This is a genomic window from Campylobacter sp. JMF_14 EL1 (assembly GCF_027737585.1).
Classification (GTDB): domain Bacteria; phylum Campylobacterota; class Campylobacteria; order Campylobacterales; family Campylobacteraceae; genus Campylobacter_B.
Genome location: NZ_JAOVTW010000004.1, coordinates 1 through 16854 on the forward strand (window position 1 = coordinate 1; position 16854 = coordinate 16854).

The 16854-nt window shown below is 37.6% G+C and carries 16 protein-coding genes and 1 other RNA gene; 11 read left to right on the forward strand and 6 right to left on the reverse strand.

The features are described from left to right. Positions 1-122: 122 nt before the first annotated feature. The 3 genes from OFN73_RS05725 to ruvC are packed head-to-tail and all read right to left on the reverse strand — an operon-like array spanning position 123 to position 1901. Positions 123-650, reverse strand: a complete 528-nt coding sequence (locus OFN73_RS05725; protein WP_270862628.1) for a cysteine hydrolase family protein — start codon at positions 648-650, stop codon at positions 123-125. Then, a complete protein-coding gene (locus OFN73_RS05730) occupies positions 647-1408 on the reverse strand; it encodes a nitrilase-related carbon-nitrogen hydrolase (protein ID WP_270862629.1) in 762 nt (253 codons plus the stop codon). Before OFN73_RS05730 ends, OFN73_RS05725 begins: the two co-directional genes overlap by 4 nt. 13 nt (positions 1409-1421) lie before the next feature. Beyond that, entirely contained in the window at positions 1422-1901 is a 480-nt protein-coding gene (gene ruvC / locus OFN73_RS05735; RefSeq protein ID WP_270862630.1) for a crossover junction endodeoxyribonuclease RuvC, read from the reverse strand. Positions 1902-2011: 110 nt separating this feature from the next. Here ruvC and dnaA point away from each other — a divergent pair, with 110 nt between their 5' ends. From dnaA to OFN73_RS05765, 6 genes are all read left to right on the forward strand, one after another. Continuing rightward, complete coding sequence (dnaA, locus tag OFN73_RS05740; protein WP_270862631.1) at positions 2012-3349, forward strand: chromosomal replication initiator protein DnaA; 1338 nt, start codon at positions 2012-2014, stop codon at positions 3347-3349. A 151-nt stretch (positions 3350-3500) separates the two neighbouring features. Continuing rightward, complete coding sequence (gene dnaN / locus OFN73_RS05745) at positions 3501-4583, forward strand: DNA polymerase III subunit beta (RefSeq protein ID WP_270862632.1); 1083 nt, start codon at positions 3501-3503, stop codon at positions 4581-4583. A gap of 20 nt (positions 4584-4603) precedes the next feature. Then, positions 4604-6919 (forward strand): DNA topoisomerase (ATP-hydrolyzing) subunit B, encoded by a 2316-nt coding sequence (gene gyrB / locus OFN73_RS05750; RefSeq protein ID WP_270862633.1) that lies wholly within the window; start codon positions 4604-4606, stop codon positions 6917-6919. Continuing rightward, entirely contained in the window at positions 6919-8370 is a 1452-nt protein-coding gene (locus OFN73_RS05755; protein WP_270862634.1) for an EAL domain-containing protein, read from the forward strand. The genes gyrB and OFN73_RS05755 overlap by 1 nt, the downstream gene beginning before the upstream one ends. A 1-nt stretch (position 8371) precedes the next feature. Further along, positions 8372-8752 (forward strand): preQ(1) synthase, encoded by a 381-nt coding sequence (gene queF / locus OFN73_RS05760; protein ID WP_270858643.1) that lies wholly within the window; start codon positions 8372-8374, stop codon positions 8750-8752. After that, the gene (locus OFN73_RS05765) at positions 8749-9984 is read left to right on the forward strand and encodes an HD domain-containing protein (protein WP_270862635.1); all 1236 of its coding nucleotides are present in this window, start codon (positions 8749-8751) and stop codon (positions 9982-9984) included. The genes queF and OFN73_RS05765 overlap by 4 nt, the downstream gene beginning before the upstream one ends. A gap of 3 nt (positions 9985-9987) precedes the next feature. On the opposite strand, the gene ffs is transcribed toward OFN73_RS05765, so the two are convergent. Continuing rightward, an RNA gene (gene ffs / locus OFN73_RS05770) (signal recognition particle sRNA small type) lies at positions 9988-10085 on the reverse strand. A gap of 47 nt (positions 10086-10132) precedes the next feature. Here ffs and OFN73_RS05775 point away from each other — a divergent pair. From OFN73_RS05775 to OFN73_RS05795, 5 genes are all read left to right on the forward strand, one after another. Next, complete coding sequence (locus OFN73_RS05775) at positions 10133-10552, forward strand: hypothetical protein (RefSeq protein WP_270858641.1); 420 nt, start codon at positions 10133-10135, stop codon at positions 10550-10552. Positions 10553-10612: 60 nt separating this feature from the next. Next, a complete protein-coding gene (typA, locus tag OFN73_RS05780) occupies positions 10613-12421 on the forward strand; it encodes a translational GTPase TypA (protein WP_270858640.1) in 1809 nt (602 codons plus the stop codon). Positions 12422-12539: 118 nt separating this feature from the next. After that, complete coding sequence (locus tag OFN73_RS05785; protein WP_270862636.1) at positions 12540-13352, forward strand: HpyAIV family type II restriction enzyme; 813 nt, start codon at positions 12540-12542, stop codon at positions 13350-13352. After that, positions 13349-14452, forward strand: coding sequence for a DNA-methyltransferase (locus tag OFN73_RS05790; protein ID WP_270862637.1), 1104 nt, complete (start codon positions 13349-13351; stop codon positions 14450-14452). Before OFN73_RS05785 ends, OFN73_RS05790 begins: the two co-directional genes overlap by 4 nt. A gap of 61 nt (positions 14453-14513) precedes the next feature. Then, positions 14514-15101 (forward strand): HAD-IB family hydrolase, encoded by a 588-nt coding sequence (locus tag OFN73_RS05795; RefSeq protein ID WP_270862638.1) that lies wholly within the window; start codon positions 14514-14516, stop codon positions 15099-15101. A 68-nt stretch (positions 15102-15169) separates the two neighbouring features. Here the strand turns inward: OFN73_RS05795 and OFN73_RS05800 are convergent, their stop codons facing one another. Then, positions 15170-15613: a hypothetical protein gene (locus OFN73_RS05800; RefSeq protein WP_270862639.1), complete on the reverse strand. Its 444-nt coding sequence runs from the start codon at positions 15611-15613 to the stop codon at positions 15170-15172. Continuing rightward, positions 15588-16586, reverse strand: coding sequence for a hypothetical protein (locus tag OFN73_RS05805; protein ID WP_270862640.1), 999 nt, complete (start codon positions 16584-16586; stop codon positions 15588-15590). Before OFN73_RS05805 ends, OFN73_RS05800 begins: the two co-directional genes overlap by 26 nt. Between the last annotated feature and the right edge of the window lie 268 nt (positions 16587-16854).

A 16854-nucleotide genomic window follows, 5' to 3' on the forward strand; every position in this document is an offset into this window, starting at 1 on the left:
CCAGGGGCAAGTCATACGGATTTGTATGATAAAAAAATTCCGTTTGATAAATTTGAAGAATTTTTCAAGGCAAATTTGAAATAAATTTGGCAAATTTGGCGCGAATTTGCGCCAAATTTGACTTAAATCACCAAAATTCCAGCATTTCTCATTAAATTTAATGCGCACTTTTCATAATACTCGCGCTCATGATTTGGCGCGTCGTATGTCGCCACACACTCGGTTGGCACGACAATGTCCTTATTAATGTCATTTTCGTTGAAATATGTGCGAAGCGCAAGGGCAAATTGCAAAACGCAAATATCCGTGCAGCACCCCGTAATCACAAATCTATCAAATTCGCTCAAAATAGCCTTATCAAGGGCGTAAAAGCCGTTTGTCGAGCGTTTTTTGGTAGTGTTTTGAGGGGTAGCAAATTCGGATAGCTCGTCGATTATTTCGGCCTCTGGCGAGCCCTCGATACAGTGCGCTGGGTAGCGTTTCATCTCCAAATCCCGCTCGCCGTGCGCGTCGCAGATGAAATGCACGCCTGCGCTTCTGCGGATTTGCGAAGCGATTGCAGGTGCGATTTTAGCGATGTTTGGATCTGCCATTGCGCCAAATTTCGCAAAACCATTTACCATATCGATTACAAAAACTAAATCCTTCATAAAATCTCCTTTAAAATCTCTTTTCGCTCATCTTTTAAAATATCCATTTGCGCCCGAACTAGCGAAATTTGGGCTAGATTAATACCGCAAATTTCACTTTCTTGCCCCACTCCAAGCTCGCACAAAATCTCTCCCTCAGGGCTAATCACGCACGAATGCCCGCCAGAGGCGCTATTTAGGGCTACTAAAAAACACTGCGCCTCAATCGCCCTAGCCCGCGCGAGAGTGCGGAAATGCTCTATGCGAGAGTGCGGAAACTGCGCGATGACAAAGATAATTTGCGCGCCATTTTTGGCAAGGTAGCGGAAAATTTCGCCAAATCTCAAATCATAGCAAATCGCAAGTCCGATTTTTAGGGATTTTTCATCATGCAAAATTTCACAAAGCCCGAATTTATCGCCAGCGCGGACAAATTTATTTTCACCTGAATTTGAAAAAAGAAAAATTTTATCGTAATGATAAATTTCGCGCCCATTTTGATACACCAAGGCGCGGTTGTAAATTTCGCCATTTTCGTCCAGTGCAAGCCCAGCGATTGCGACTTTTTGCGCTGAAATTTCGCGTAAAAATTCACGCGCTTTTTCGTTTTGCTCTGGCAAAATTTCGCTAAAAATTTCAGGCGCAAATCCGCTTAAAAATGTCTCAGGAAGCACGATAATATCGCAATCCCTCGCCTGCGAAGCCAAATTTCGCGCATTGGATAAATTTTGCTTGAATTTTAAAATTTCGCTTTTAATCTGCACTAGTGCGATTTTCACTTTTTTACCCATTTTATTTTTCCAGCCCTCTCATAGCGTTTGCGTGAGTGAGCGCAACCGCGATAGCATCGGTTATATCGAGCGGTTTGATCTCGCCTTTGAGCCCTAGTATTCGCTTGACCATAAAGGCGACTTGCTCCTTTGCCGCCTTTGCCTTGCCGGTTACGGATTTTTTGATTTGAAGTGGCGTGTATTCGGCGAAATTGCCATAAACTTGCAAAATTTTTAGCCCCAAAGCCCCGCGAAACTGCGCTAGTTTTAGCACGGATTGGGGATTGTAGGCGTAAAACATACTCTCGATTGCGACCTCATCGATTTTGTGTTGCGAAAATATAAGATCAATCGCCTCCGCCATTTGCGTCATCTGAAACTGCACATTTTCGGCCTTCATTTTCACTAAACCTGCTTCGACGAGCGAAATTTTATTCACATTTTTTTCTAAAATCGCATAGCCTAAATTTCTAGTCCCCGGATCAATTCCTAAAATTTTCATCACAATCTTTCACTTTAATTCACGCCTTATTCACTTGTGAATTACTTTATAAATTTAACACAAATTTAGCGAAATTTTGCTAAAATTAAGGATTAAACAAAGGAAAATTTATGTCAGAAACTCAACCACAAGAAATTTTATTAAGTTTAGCGGGCGAAATTCCACCGCTTGATTACGAAAGATACATCAAAAATTTAAAATTTAATGAAAAAAACTCTACCTTTGAATTCTTTGTTTATCACGCAAACAACGAGCTTGTGGCTAGATACATACAAACTAAATACGCTGAGAGGATCAAAAACGCGCTAGTTAAAAAATTTGGCGTTAGCAATATCACGGTCAAAATCACTTCAAAAGCCAAAATTTCCCCAAAAGAAATTTCAAAAATGATTCCGCAAGACAAGCCAAAAAGCACGATTGTCAATGATAATTACACATTTGAAAATTTCATCGTGGCTGATTCGAACAAACTCGCATTTTCTAGCGCAGTCAGTGCCGCCAAAAACCCCGGCAACAAAATGTATAATCCGCTGTTTTTATATGGACCTAGCGGGCTTGGCAAGACCCATTTGCTCCAATCAATCGCAAATCATTGTATCAAAAAAAATCTAAGCGTCATTTGTGTAACCAGCGAGCAATTTGTAAATGAATTTATCTCAAATTTGGAAAATCAAACAATGGATAAATTCAAGCACAAATACCGCAACTGCGATATTTTGCTAATCGATGATATTCAGTTTTTGGTAGGCAAAAGCTCGACGATCGAGGAGTTTTTCTTCACTTTCAACGAACTAAGAGAAAAAAAATGCCAAATCGTCCTAACCAGCGATATCGCGCCAAAATATTTAAAAGGCTTTGAGGAGCGCATGATTTCGAGATTTAGCGATGGTTTAATCGCTGATATCATGCCGCCAGAATTAGAGACCAAAATCGCAATCATCAAACGCAAAAGCGAGGAAAATAATTTTTATGTCCCAAACGATGTCATACAATACATCGCCGCGAATATGGGCGATAATATCCGCGAAATCGAGGGCGCACTAAACAAACTAAACGCATTTTCATCGCTTGTAAATGCCAAAATAGATTTAGCATTTGCCAAAACCACGCTTCAAGATCAGATCAAAGAACACTACCAAAATGTCGATTTGGAGCAGATTATAAGCGTGATTTCAAAAGAGCTAAATATCAAACCAAGCGAGCTAAAAAGCAAAACAAGGGCCAAAAATGTCATCGAAGCGCGCCAAATTTGCATATATTTAGCCAAAATTTTAACCAAAAATTCAATGCCAAAAATCGCGTCGTATTTCAATCTCAAAGATCACAGCGCAATTAGCAAAAATATCAAAAAAATCAACGAAACGATTGATAAAGATGAATTTTTTAAAATCAAAATCGAAGAGTTAAAAAACAAAATAACCCAAAAGGAAAATAATGAAAAAATATGAAATAAAATCAAAATTCGTGAATAATGGTGAATAAAATGGCAAATTTAATTCACAAAGCAAATTTCGCTAAATTCAGCATTTGCGCGGGGTATTCACTAAATCCCACACTCTACTATAACAAAAACAAAATTTTAAAATTTAAAGGACAACTATGAAAGTCATAATTGCAAAAAAGGTTTTAGAAGACATTGTTTCAAACACCAATCCTTACCTTGACAAAAAGGATTTAAGCTCGATCACTTCTCACATTTTAATCAGAGCTAGAAATGGCGAGCTTAGTATCAAGGCCACAGATCACGAAATCGGCCTTAGCTATGTTTTGCCTTATGCTATGATCGAAGAAGAGGGCGAAGCCACAGCCAATGGCTCAAAACTTCTTAGTGTAATCAAGGGTTTGGGCGATGAAAATGTTACATTAGAAACAATGAACGGAGCGCTTTTTGTAAAACAAAAAAAGTTAAAATACAAACTCCCTATGTTTGACTCAAAAGATTTCCCAAATTTCCCTACTATCGAGGGCAAAAACAGCTTCAATGTAAATGCTTTGGTGCTTGGCAGAAGTCTTAAAAAAATATACTCTTCAATCGATACAAACAACCCAAAATACGAACTAAACGGAGCTTTGATTGATGTAAAAGACGGGTATTTAAATTTAGTCGGAACCGATACAAAACGCCTTAGTGTCTTTGTGCTAAATACAAATATGGGCGAATTTGCCAAAAAAGATACTCAAATTTTAATCCCTAAAAAGGCGATTGGCGAAATTCAAAAGCTATTTTCAGATAAAATTGAAATTTATTATGATGAAAATGTCCTTTTGGCAGTGAGCGAAAATTTCGAATTTTTCACAAAACTAATCAACGGAAAATTCCCAAATTATGAGCGCGTAATCCCAACTGAGACAAATTTTAAAGTGATTTTACCACGAGATAAATTTGTCGGCGGCGTAAAAGCAATCAACGCAATGTGCGAGGAAATGAAGGTTACGATTAAGCCTGATGGCATTATTTTTGAGAGCATAAATGAGGATAATTCTGAGGCAAAAGCCGAAATTGAGGCAAATATCGCAGTTTCATCAAATTTGATTTTTGGCGTTAAAAACAGATTTTTACTCGATTTTCTAAACAGCGTCGAGGACGATATGTTTGAGCTAGATTTTAACAACTCAGAAACAGCATTTGTGCTAAGCTCAGGCGAGCTAAAAACGGTCGTAATGCCGATTAATAAAATTTAAGAAATTTAAGGGAAAATTTAATGGAACAACAAAATTACGGTGCAGGAAATATTAAAGTTTTAAAAGGTCTTGAAGCGGTTAGAAAACGCCCAGGAATGTATATCGGCGATACAAATATCGGCGGATTACACCACATGATTTATGAGGTTGTGGATAACTCTATCGATGAGGCTATGGCTGGGTATTGTGATACTATCGATGTAGAAATCACACGCGAGGGCAGCTGTATTGTTACAGATAATGGCCGTGGAATTCCAGTAGATATGCACCCCACAGAGCATTTGCCAGCAGCGACTGTGGTTTTGACCGTTTTGCACGCTGGTGGTAAATTTGACAAAGACACTTACAAGGTCAGTGGCGGACTTCATGGCGTGGGTGTTAGCGTCGTAAATGCGCTCTCATCAAAGCTAGTTTTGACAATCAAACGCCAAGGCAATGTTTATCGCCAAGAATTCGCCCAAGGCAAACCAACTACTGATTTAGAAATCATAAAATCCACAAACCGCACTGGAACGACTGTGGAATTTTGGCCAGATGGCGAAATTTTTGAAATTTTAGAATTTAATGCCGATACTTTGTCAAAAAGATTTAGAGAATTAGCATATTTAAACCCAAAAATCACCATAAATTTTAAAGACCAAAGAGACGGCAGAAATGAGAGCTTTCATTTCGAGGGCGGATTAGAGAGCTTCGTAACTGATATGAACAAAGCCTCACCCGTTAGCAAGGCAGTTTCATTTAGCGATAGCGTCGAAGATGTCGCTGTGGATATCGCGCTAATGTATAATTCAACCTATGATGAAAAATTATTAAGCTTTGTTAATAATATCAAAACCCCAGACGGCGGAACGCACGAAGCTGGATTTAGAGCGGGACTAACTCGCGCTATCACAAACTATATCGCAGCAAACGCAGCCGCACGCGAAAAAGACACCAAAATCACCGGCGATGATGTCAGAGAAGGCTTAATCGCAGTCGTAAGTGTCAAAGTGCCTGAACCGCAATTTGAGGGGCAAACTAAGGGCAAACTTGGTTCGAGCTATGTCAAACCAATTGTGCAAAAAATGACCTTTGAGGTGCTTTGCAAATATTTCGAAGAAAATCCAAACGAAGCACGAGCGATTATGGAAAAGGCTCTTTTAGCGGCCCGTGGTCGCGAAGCAGCGAAAAAAGCGCGTGATTTAACGAGAAAAAAAGATAATATCAACTCAGTCGGCACACTTCCTGGAAAGCTCGCTGATTGCACCAGCAAAGATGCTAGTATGAGCGAAATTTTCCTTGTCGAGGGCGATAGTGCGGGCGGATCTGCCAAAGGTGGTAGAGATAGGGAATTTCAAGCGATTTTGCCTTTGCGTGGTAAAATTTTAAATGTCGAAAAAGCGCGTTTGGATAAAATTTTACAATCAGAAGAGATCAAAAACATGATAACCGCCTTTGGTTGCGGTGTGGGTGAGGAATTTAACGCCGATAAACTTCGCTATCACAAAATCATCATTATGACAGATGCCGATGTCGATGGTAGCCATATCCAGACCCTGCTTTTGACATTTTTCTTCCGCTATTTGCGTCCGATTATCGAAAATGGCTATGTTTATATCGCTCAACCGCCACTTTTCAAATACAAAAAGGGCAAAAAAGAAATTTATCTAAAAGATGAGCGCGCACTGAGTGAATTTTTGATTGAAACAGGTATCGATATGGGCGAATTTGAGGGAATCGGCAACCAAGATTTAATTGATTTTCTAAAAATCGTTTCAAACTACCGCTCACTTTTAAACGAGCTTAAAAAGCGTTTTAGCGTCATTTCTGCGATTAGGTATCTAATCGAAAATGACGAAGCGCGCTCTATGGAATATTCTGCGCTTTTTGAAGTGATTAAAACGCGCTTAGAGAGCGAGGGATTTAATATTTTAAATTCAAATGTCAGCGAGAGTGAAATTCGTATCTATGTCCAAACTCCAAATGGTTTGGAGCAACTAAATATCAACGAAGCCTTGCTTACAAATCATATTTTTGCCGAAGCAATCCGCGTGTATGGGCTAATCAAAGAGCGCGAGGTCGATTTTGGCAGGGATTATATCGAGGTTTTGGACGAGATAGAGCGAAATTCGAAAAAAGGTGCGTATATTCAACGCTACAAAGGTCTTGGCGAGATGAACCCAGATCAGCTTAGAGAGACCACGATGAGCAAGGAAAATCGTCGTTTGCTTCGCGTGGGTATAGCTGATGCGCAAAGTGCGAGCGATACATTTAACCTTTTTATGGGTGATGAAGTGGAGCCTAGGCGAAACTATATCCAAGACCACGCAAAAGATGTTAAGAATTTGGACATTTAATGGGTAAATTTATCGAAAACGAAGTAATTCTAGTCTCAGAGCAAAAAGAGCGCGAAACCAGATTTATAACGGCACTTAAAATTTCAGTGCCTTTTACACTCCTGCTTATCGCTTTTGGATATACGATGTTCAAAAATGGTGAGTTTAACAGCGATGATGTGATACTTTTTTCGCTACTTTTGATTTGCTATGTGTATTATGTAATTTATCAAATTTACTTTGGTTTTAAAAAGACGCTAATCGATCCAGTCAGCCATGTATTCGTGCGCGATGAGATCGAGCGAATTTTAAAAAAACAGATGAAAAAAAACAAAATCAACCATGTGGTTTTGCTTCGTATCAAAAATATCGCCGATATCAACGATAGATATGGTTATCAAAACGGCGATGATATTTTGTATAATTTTTGCAAAGAATTTGCGAAATTTATGGCAAATCAGGGCTTTAAAAATTTGCATATTGGGCGTTTTATCAACGGCCACTTTATCTTTGGGCTTAACGGCAAAATGGCGAATTTAACGCACATTTTGAAGATGTTCGAGCATAAAATTTCAAACCAAAGCATAAATAATATCGAGATTAAAACCGAATTTGAAATCATGCCTACTTCGTATGACAAAAATCTCAGCAATATCACAAACGCGCTATTTTTTAAGATAAATCGCAAAGAGGTCGAAGAGGAAAAATCCAGCGAAAATATTGATCTAAATAAAATTTTGCTCGATGATTTTAACAAAGATGTCGTTGATGCGATTGACAATGAGAGTTTTAGCTTTAAATTTCAATATGTCGCCGATAAAAATGGCGTTAAATCGCATATAAACTTAATCCCAAAACTAGATCTCAGAACCGGCGATAAGGTTACAAAAAGCCGAATTATTGATATTTTGCACTTTAATAATTACGATATCAAATATGATATTGCGATGATTAAGCAAATTTCGCGCATTATCTATTTTAAGGATATCGAGCATAAAATTTTCATCGAAATCATGCCTCAGACACTGCGAAATGCCGAGTTTCGCAACGAAATTTTAAAGCTAATTGACAATAATCTAATCGATCCAAGCAAGATTGTTTTGGAGTTTAACGAGGAAGAAATTTACTCCGAAACAAAGCGATTTGCCGAAATTTTGCTTAAATTTAAAGAGCTGGGATTTAGCTTTGGACTTAGCCAGTTTGGCGGTGCGAACGCGAGTTTCGAGTATTTTAAATTTTTCGATATTGATTTTGTGATTTATGATATCGAGTATAATAAAAATTTAGGCAACGAAAAAATAAAAAATGTTTTTATGAAACTAAACGAAATGTGTCAGAAATCGGGCATTAAAAGCATTATTCGCTTCGTAGATAAGCCGAAATTCCAAGACGAACTCTACGAGCTTGGGGTCGATTTCGTGCAGGGTTTTTGCGTAGGCAAACCAGAAGATATTATAAATTTAAGGAAATAAAATGCGTTATGGTGAAAAAGAGATAAAAGAATTTGACATAGAAAAAATGGAAATTTGGCCAAATAAACACGAAAATGATTATTTGATCAAAATCACACTTCCGGAGTTTTGTTGCCGCTGTCCGCGCTCAGGATACCCTGACTTTGCGACGATATATTTAGAATACATACCGAATAAATTTGTCGTAGAGCTCAAAGCAATCAAACTCTACATTAACTCATTTATGGATCGCTACATCTCCCACGAGGACAGCGCGAACGAAATTTACGCTACCTTGCAAGAAAAATTGCAACCAAAATACCTAAAAATCGTGGCTGACTTTAACCCGCGTGGAAATGTGCATACCGTGATTGAAATAAATTCGGATAAAATTTACAAATGATAAGTTCAAATTTAGTAGAAAAAATTTTTAAAAGTGCGAGTATTTCGCGCTGGAACGACTACCCAAAAATGGTAAATTTAGTCGAACTTGACAAACAAGCGCACAAATTTATCATTGCCTATTTTATCGCTAGTTTCGAGCGCGATATAGATATGAGCTATGTCATCGAGGCTGGGATTTTTGATTTTCTTTCGCGCATCGTAGTAACCGATATCCGCCCAGATGTGTTTCACCAAATTCAAAAAAGTAAAAAAGATCAAATTAACAAATGGGTTCTCTCACAGCTCGAAAACGACCTTTCTAGCGTGCAAGATGGCGAATTTTTGAAACGATTTATAGCCTATCAAAACGGCTACTCGCATGAAAAAGAAAAGCTCATTTTAAAGGCGGCAAGTTATCTGGCTACGAGGTGGGAATTTAATATCGTCTATCAAACTAGTCAGTTTTTAAACGATATCGAAGAGCTTAAATTTAAGGTCGAAGAGGAATTAGAGGATTATTACGAGCTAATTGGCGTGCGAAAAATCGTAATGAATAAAAAACTAGCCCGAATTGTAGATCTTAGTGGCAGGCTAAGGTTTCAAAAGCGCTGGGCGCAAACCCCACGCATACCTGAGACTAGCGTGCTAGGCCACATGCTAATCGTGGCGATATTAAGCTATTTTTACTCGCTAAAAGTCGGCGCTTGCAAGAATAGAATTTTTTATAATTTTTATTGCGCGCTTTTTCACGATCTACCTGAAAGCCTTACCCGCGATATCATCAGCCCCGTAAAATACGGCGTGGCTGGGCTTAGCGACATCATCAGCGAATACGAAATGCGCCTAATAGATGATAAAATTTTGCCTTTTGTGCCAGAGCATATCAGAGATGAGTTTAGCTATATTTTGGGTATTAGAAATGACGGCGAGAAATTTATAAAAGATGAGTTTGAAAACAGAATTTACGAGCTTGGCGGTAAGCCAAATTTCGCAGACGGCTCGCTTGGTGCGTATAACGAGGATAAATTTCGTGCAATCGACGGCAGAGCGCTTAAATTTTGCGATAAACTAGCCGCGTTTTTCGAGGCTGGAATTTCGATAAGCTATGGCGTCAAAAGCAAAGAATTAGTCAGTGGATATAACTCAATGCTCGAAAATTTCAGACGAAATAAAAGCATAGAAGGCGTCGATTTTCACAGCGTTTGTGATGATTTCATCGAAAATTTTGGATTGGATAGGGTTGAGTTTTAAAACCCCTTCCCAGATGACTGCGGCACACGATAGGTAAAAGTGCTCTGCTGTGTTCCCACCCTGAAGCGGTGTTTTTAAAAACCGTTGCACAGGTCTAAGAAAGGGCGAATCGGATTATAATTAAAAGTTTCTTAAAATAAGGTTATAAATGAATTTAAAAGATTATATTTTTTCGGTTTTTCGTGAAATTTCGATTTCTCACCACCGCTCTATCGAATTTAGAGCGAAAATTTTCGCTGCAATGTTGCTTGCTAAAAAAAAGCAAACCGATGAGGATTACGAAAATCTGCGCGAAATCGCAAGTGAAATTTACAGCGACGATTCGCGCAGAGTGGGGGTTTTGGTATCGATTGTGAGCGAATATATCCAAAAGGCCCACACCTACAAAAGTCTAAATTTAGACTCGCTTTTAGTAGAAATCGACAAAGAGATAAAAAATGCGCCTCGCTATGTCAAAAAGATCGATTTCTCGCACCTTAGACGCCTCATTAGCGATGATGAAAACGACGCTTTAATCCAGCAAAGAGTGTATGAGTATTTGGTAAATGAGGTCAAAGAGTATTCTTAGAATTTAAGAATTTTTAGTGTATAATCATCAGTTTTTAAACATAAAATTTTGGAGTAAAATTTGGAAAATATTAGAAATATCGCAGTTATCGCCCATGTCGATCACGGAAAAACCACTATCGTAGATGAACTTTTGAAACAATCAGGCACATTTAGCGAGCACCAAGAGGTCGGCGAGCGCGTAATGGACAGCAACGATATCGAAAAAGAGCGTGGAATCACGATTTTATCGAAAAACACAGCTATTCGCTACGGCGATACGAAGATCAATATCATCGACACCCCAGGCCACGCGGATTTCGGTGGCGAGGTCGAGCGCGTGCTAAAAATGGTTGATGGCGTTTTATTGCTCGTCGATGCGCAAGAAGGCGTAATGCCTCAAACCAAATTTGTCGTTAAAAAGGCCCTATCTTTGGGACTTCGCCCAATCGTCGTGGTAAATAAAATCGACAAACCAGCCGCAGATCCAGATCGTGTGGTAAATGAGATTTTTGACCTTTTTGTCGCACTTGATGCCAACGACGAACAACTCGAATTTCCAGTCGTGTATGCTGCGGCAAAAAACGGCTATGCTAAACACAATCTAAGCGATGAAAATGTCGATATGAAGCCACTTTTCGAGACGATTTTATCTCATGTGCCAAGCCCAAGCGGTAGCGATGAAAACTCTTTGCAACTTCAAGTCTTCACCCTTGATTACGACAACTATGTTGGTAAAATCGGAATTGCTAGAATTTTCAATGGTAGAATTTCAAAAAATCAAAGCGTAATGCTTGCCAAGGCTGACGGCACAAAGGTAACGGGCAGAATTTCGAAGCTTATCGGATTTAACGGCTTGGAGCGTATCGATATCGACAACGCCGGCACTGGCGACATCGTCGCTATCGCTGGATTTGACGCGCTTGATGTAGGCGATAGCGTGGTAGATCCTGCTAACCCTATGCCACTAGATGCGCTTCATATCGAAGAGCCAACTCTAAGCGTAATTTTTAGCGTAAATGACGGGCCGTTAGCGGGAACTGAGGGTAAATTTGTAACTTCAAACAAAATCGATGAGCGCTTGGCAGCGGAGATGAAAACAAATATCGCAATGCGATATGAAAATGTCGGCGAGGGTAAATTTAAGGTTAGCGGTCGTGGTGAGCTTCAAATCACGATTTTGGCTGAAAACATGCGCCGTGAGGGATTTGAGTTTTGCTTAGGACGCCCAGAGGTCATCATCAAAGAAATCGACGGCGTGAAATGTGAGCCGTTCGAGCACCTAGTAATCGACGCTCCTGATGATTGCACAGGCACAGTTATTGAAAAACTCGGCCGCAAAAAAGCCGAAATGAAGGTAATGAACCCAACAGGCGATGGCCAAACTAGAATCGAGTTTGAAATCCCAGCTCGTGGGCTAATCGGATTTAGAAGCCAGTTTTTGACCGATACTCGTGGCGAGGGCGTTATGAATCACAGCTTTTTGGAGTTTAGGCCGTTTTCAGGCGCAGTCGAAAAACGCCAAAATGGTGCGCTAACTAGCATGGAAAATGGCGTCGCGCTGGGATATAGCCTATGGAATCTCCAAGATCGTGGCGTGCTATTTATCGCTCCACAAGCCAAGGTTTATGTCGGTATGATTATCGGCGAGCACAGCCGTCCAAACGACCTAGATGTCAATCCGATCAAAGGCAAAAACCTAACAAATGTCCGCGCTAGCGGTAGCGATGACGCGATCAAACTAGTTCCGCCAAGAAGCCTAAATTTGGAGCGCGCATTAGAGTGGATCGAAGAAGACGAGCTAGTCGAGGTCACTCCGATAAATATCCGCGTGCGCAAACGCTATCTAGACCCGACCACGCGCAGACGCATGTCGAAAACTAATTCGTAAAATTACTAAATTTCAGAAGTTTTGCTTAGTAGCAAAACTTCTTTTTTATCCTAAGAAATCAATTATTTTTAACTAAATTTCGCTAGAATTTGTGGATTTAAAAAATAAAAGGCAAAATATGCAATACAAACATTTTAAAGAAAAGTTAAATAGTAAAATTTTTCTTAGCAATGATGACTTGAATTTAGAAATTTTAACAACTGTTATAAATAGCCCTGAACGCTATATTGGGCTTTTTCGCGTAACAAATGCAAAAACAAAACTAATCCAAAATTTAACTCAAAGCCACGAGATTAAATTTGGCGATTTTATAGAAGATATTTTGACTGAATATATCGCTGAAATGGGCTATGAAAATTTGGATAAAAATATCGGTTTTGATGAAAAAGGCGATAGACTTAACAGCGACCAAATTTTCAAAGATAAATCAAATTTTATTTACTTAATCGAACAAAAAATCAGAGATGACCACGATAGCACTAAAAAACGGGGTCAATATGCAAATTTTATCAAAAAAATTCGCACCATAAAAGAAAAATATCCAAACCATAAAATTATCGCTTCAATGTGCTTTAGCGATACTTGGCTTAGAAAAAATCGCAAATATTATTTAGAGCAAATCGCAAATAATACCGATGATTTGGTTAAGCTTCACATATTTTACGGCGATGAAATTTTTATAAATTTATTTAATCGCATAGATATTTGGAACGAACTAATTTCTCATTTAAGACAAAATAAATCCGAGCGTTGTAAAGATATTTTAAGTGTGCCCGATTTTGATACAAGCACGGAAATCAAAAACGCCCTAATAAAATTAAAACGAGAAAATCCGAAACTTATCAAAAAGCTTTTGTCAGATAATCCAAAATTTGTAGAACTTAGAAAAGAGCTTTTTCCGACAGGTGCAAATTTAAAGGCGATTTTATGAACGAAATTATAAAAGGCGATTGCATAGAAATTTTAGCAAAAATGGCTGATAATAGCGTTGATTTGATTTTTGCAGACCCGCCGTATTTTATGCGAACGGACGGGGTTTTAAATCGTCCAAACGGAAGCGAATTTGACGGCTGTGATGATGAGTGGGATAAATTTGATTCAAACTATGATTACGCCGAATTTACAAAATCGTGGCTAAAAGAGTGCAAAAGAGTGCTTAAAAAAGACGGCTCGATTTGGGTTATCGGCGGTATGCAGTGCATTTATACTATCGGCGGGATTATGCAAGAGCTTGGATTTTGGTTGATAAACGATGTTATTTGGCATAAAACAAATCCAACGCCAAATTTTATGGGGACACGCTTAAATAACTCACACGAAACGCTCATTTGGGCGTGTAAATCAAAAAAAAGCAAATTTACATTTAACTATAAAACCGCAAAAGAGCTAAATAACGAAAATATAGAGCCAAATTTATTTGCTAGGGGCGATAGAAAACAGCTTGGAAGCGTTTGGAAAATGCCTGTTTGTGCAGGAAATGAAAGATTGAAAGATGAAAACGGCGAAAAACTTCATACCACGCAAAAACCTGAAAATTTGTTATATCGCATAATTGCAATTAGCTCAAAGCTTGGCGATTTGGTGCTTGACCCATTTGGCGGGACGATGACAACGGCTGCAATGGCAAAAAAACTTGGGCGAAATTTCATTATGATAGAGCAAAATGAAAAATATATCGAATTTGGTAAAAAACGGCTTGAAAAAGTTGAATTTGAAAATAGCGATATTGCAAAGGCAAAATTTGATGAAAAACCTAAAAAAGTCAGTATGGACGAGATGATAAAGGCTAAATTTTTTATAAAAAATGAAAAATTTTACCTAAAAAATAGCGATAAATTTGCTATTTTACAAAGCAACGGAAAACTCGAATTTAACGGCGAAATTTACGATATGCACAGCTTAGCCGCAAAAATCAAAAATGCAAAAGCAAATAGACTAAACGGCTTTGATTATTGGTTTGTGAAGCGAAATGAAAATTTGGTCGGAATTAAAGAAATTAGGGAAAATTTTAGAAATATAAATTCTTTATAGTGAGTGGTTTTGAAAATCCAAAATTTATTTTAGAATTTTGTAATCTTGCAAAAGGATTTTTATGAAATTAGTTTGTTTTGACTTCGACGGGACGATTACCAGAGACGATTCGTTGCTCGAATTTATCGCCTATGTCGTGGGGTTTAAGAAATTTTTTCGCGGTATTTTTAGGCTTAGCCCTATTTTGCTAGGCTATAAACTTGGGCTGTGTTCGAATAATTTCACGCGCAGGCGCCTAATGGTGCATTTTTTCGGCGGTATGAGCGTGGATAAATTCGCCAAAATTTGCAAAAAATACTCCACCACGCACATTGAAGATATTATCAAATTTGAAGCCATGGCAAAAATCAAAGAATATATCGCAAATGGCGATAAGGTCGTCATCGTAACGGCCTCCTTGGAGGATTGGCTAGCCCCTTGGTGCAAAGAAAATGGGCTCGAACTTTTGGGCACAAAAATCGAGAAAAAAGGTGGCGTAATCACCGGCGAAATCGAGGGTCTAAACTGCTACGGGGCGCAAAAGGTGGCGCGCATAAAAGAAGCTTATGATTTGAGCGAATTTGAAAAAATCATCGCTTATGGCGATAGCAGGGGCGATAAAGAGATGTTAGAATTCGCAGATGAGGCGCATTTTAGGGCGTTTGAGTGAAATTTTGCTAGTGCAAATTTGGGATACTGCGTCGAAAATCTAATAAAGGAGAAAAAATGAAAAAAATTTTAATCCCAAGCCTTGTGGCTATGGGTTTTGTGTGCGGATACGCGAACGAGCAGCCAAGAAGCTATGAATACTTCGCGGCAAACTTGCAAATCGCTAAGGCAAGAATTTGAGGCAAAATATTGATGAAAAGGTTTTGCTCTTTGTTCTAAAAGCTCATAATCTAAATTTTCTCCAAATCTAGTTTTACCATTTGAGTTGAAAAATGTATTAAACAAACCAAATTTGGTAGCTAACTTTTTTATTTCACTTGTATCTTTTATGTGAAAGAATTTTTCTAAATAATCTTTTGTAGAAAATTCTAAAACTATCTCTTCACTTTTGTCAGCAAGGCTTTCATCTGCTATATTGCCTGGTTTTCTTTCGGCACCCCAAATATAGTAACTCAAAACTTCCAAAGCATAGTCGTAATTTTTATCACTACTTTTTAAATAAATTCTTGGCATCGCCATCTCCTTTCAAATTTGGATTTTTATTGGAATTGTTATTTTTTAAAACTTGGTATTGATAGAATATATTGTTGTATTCATTGTAAATATTGTCTCTTTGTAAATATTGCAGAATTTTATTAGTATTTCTATATAAATTCCTATAATAAAATATATCTTCTAATGTCAAAATATCGTATGCTCCATTTTTAGTAAATTTTATTGGTATAAAAATAAAGTCAAGTTTTTCTTTATTTTCTTTTGAAGTGATAATTTTATTATATTTTTTGCAAAAACCTAATGGGTATTCTAATGCTACGCTATCTAAAAATAAAATTCTAAAATTTTCATTTCTCGGTATTATAATGTCAAAATCTCTATTTGCATGGGTGTTCTCATATTTTTTGCTTAAAAATACCTTGCCATAAAATAGATTATACATTTCTGATTGATAAAAAAAGTTAGTTATAAAATTTCCATTTTCATCTACAAGTGCTTTTTCATCTTGTGGATAAAAAAGCTTTTTGTTTTGTAAAATTTCATCGTTTTTTATTATTTCTTCGGCATTTTTTGTCGGCTCTCCATTTATGCAAATTCTTTCTCCCAAATTCATTAAATACTCTAAATTTAGTCTTTTATCAAATGTTTTAAATTCACATTTATCATCGTGCTTTTTGTCTCCATTGCAATTTCTATAAACCATATCTACATGCGAATCGTGTGTATCATTATAATAGAAAAAATCATATCTTTTTTTAGAATCACGAATTTTAAAATTTTCAATACTATGCATTTTATCAAGGTAAATTTTAAGGCTTTTATTTATGATTTCAATTTCATCATTTGGATTGTCTAATTTAAATTCAATGAAATTTTGGCGAATTTTCCATTGATTATAATGTTTCTCAAAAAATCCTATAATAGGTAAAATAAAGATAATGATAACAACTGCTACGGATATAAAAAAATACTTAATAACTTTCTTTTTCACTTTTATTTCCTTTTATAAAAATTTCGGGCAAAATAGTGCGTTTTCGCGCAAAGAAAATAGCGAAAAAAGCGATATTTGGACATTTGATGTCACGAAAGAATCTAGTAATTTTTACTATATTTTCTTAAACGCTGTGGAGTAACTTAGAAAAATTTCGCTTTGCAAACCTAGATACTGGCGCGGGAATTTTGAATTTGGCGATTGCTTTGAATTTTGCAAAGCAAAATTCTCGCAATGACACTAAAAAGCAAAATTTAAAAATTCCGCG

Excerpts from the sequence above, each read along its gene's own strand:
- OFN73_RS05725 (WP_270862628.1), bottom strand. The coding sequence starts at position 650 with ATGAAGGATTTAGTTTTTGTAATCGATATGGTAAATGGTTTTGCGAAA.
- ruvC (WP_270862630.1), bottom strand. The coding sequence starts at position 1,901 with ATGAAAATTTTAGGAATTGATCCGGGGACTAGAAATTTAGGCTATGCG.
- dnaA (WP_270862631.1), top strand. The coding sequence starts at position 2,012 with ATGTCAGAAACTCAACCACAAGAAATTTTATTAAGTTTAGCGGGCGAA.
- dnaN (WP_270862632.1), top strand. The coding sequence starts at position 3,501 with ATGAAAGTCATAATTGCAAAAAAGGTTTTAGAAGACATTGTTTCAAAC.
- gyrB (WP_270862633.1), top strand. The coding sequence starts at position 4,604 with ATGGAACAACAAAATTACGGTGCAGGAAATATTAAAGTTTTAAAAGGT.
- OFN73_RS05755 (WP_270862634.1), top strand. The coding sequence starts at position 6,919 with ATGGGTAAATTTATCGAAAACGAAGTAATTCTAGTCTCAGAGCAAAAA.
- queF (WP_270858643.1), top strand. The coding sequence starts at position 8,372 with ATGCGTTATGGTGAAAAAGAGATAAAAGAATTTGACATAGAAAAAATG.
- OFN73_RS05765 (WP_270862635.1), top strand. The coding sequence starts at position 8,749 with ATGATAAGTTCAAATTTAGTAGAAAAAATTTTTAAAAGTGCGAGTATT.
- OFN73_RS05775 (WP_270858641.1), top strand. The coding sequence starts at position 10,133 with ATGAATTTAAAAGATTATATTTTTTCGGTTTTTCGTGAAATTTCGATT.
- OFN73_RS05785 (WP_270862636.1), top strand. The coding sequence starts at position 12,540 with ATGCAATACAAACATTTTAAAGAAAAGTTAAATAGTAAAATTTTTCTT.
- OFN73_RS05790 (WP_270862637.1), top strand. The coding sequence starts at position 13,349 with ATGAACGAAATTATAAAAGGCGATTGCATAGAAATTTTAGCAAAAATG.
- OFN73_RS05795 (WP_270862638.1), top strand. The coding sequence starts at position 14,514 with ATGAAATTAGTTTGTTTTGACTTCGACGGGACGATTACCAGAGACGAT.
- OFN73_RS05800 (WP_270862639.1), bottom strand. The coding sequence starts at position 15,613 with ATGCCAAGAATTTATTTAAAAAGTAGTGATAAAAATTACGACTATGCT.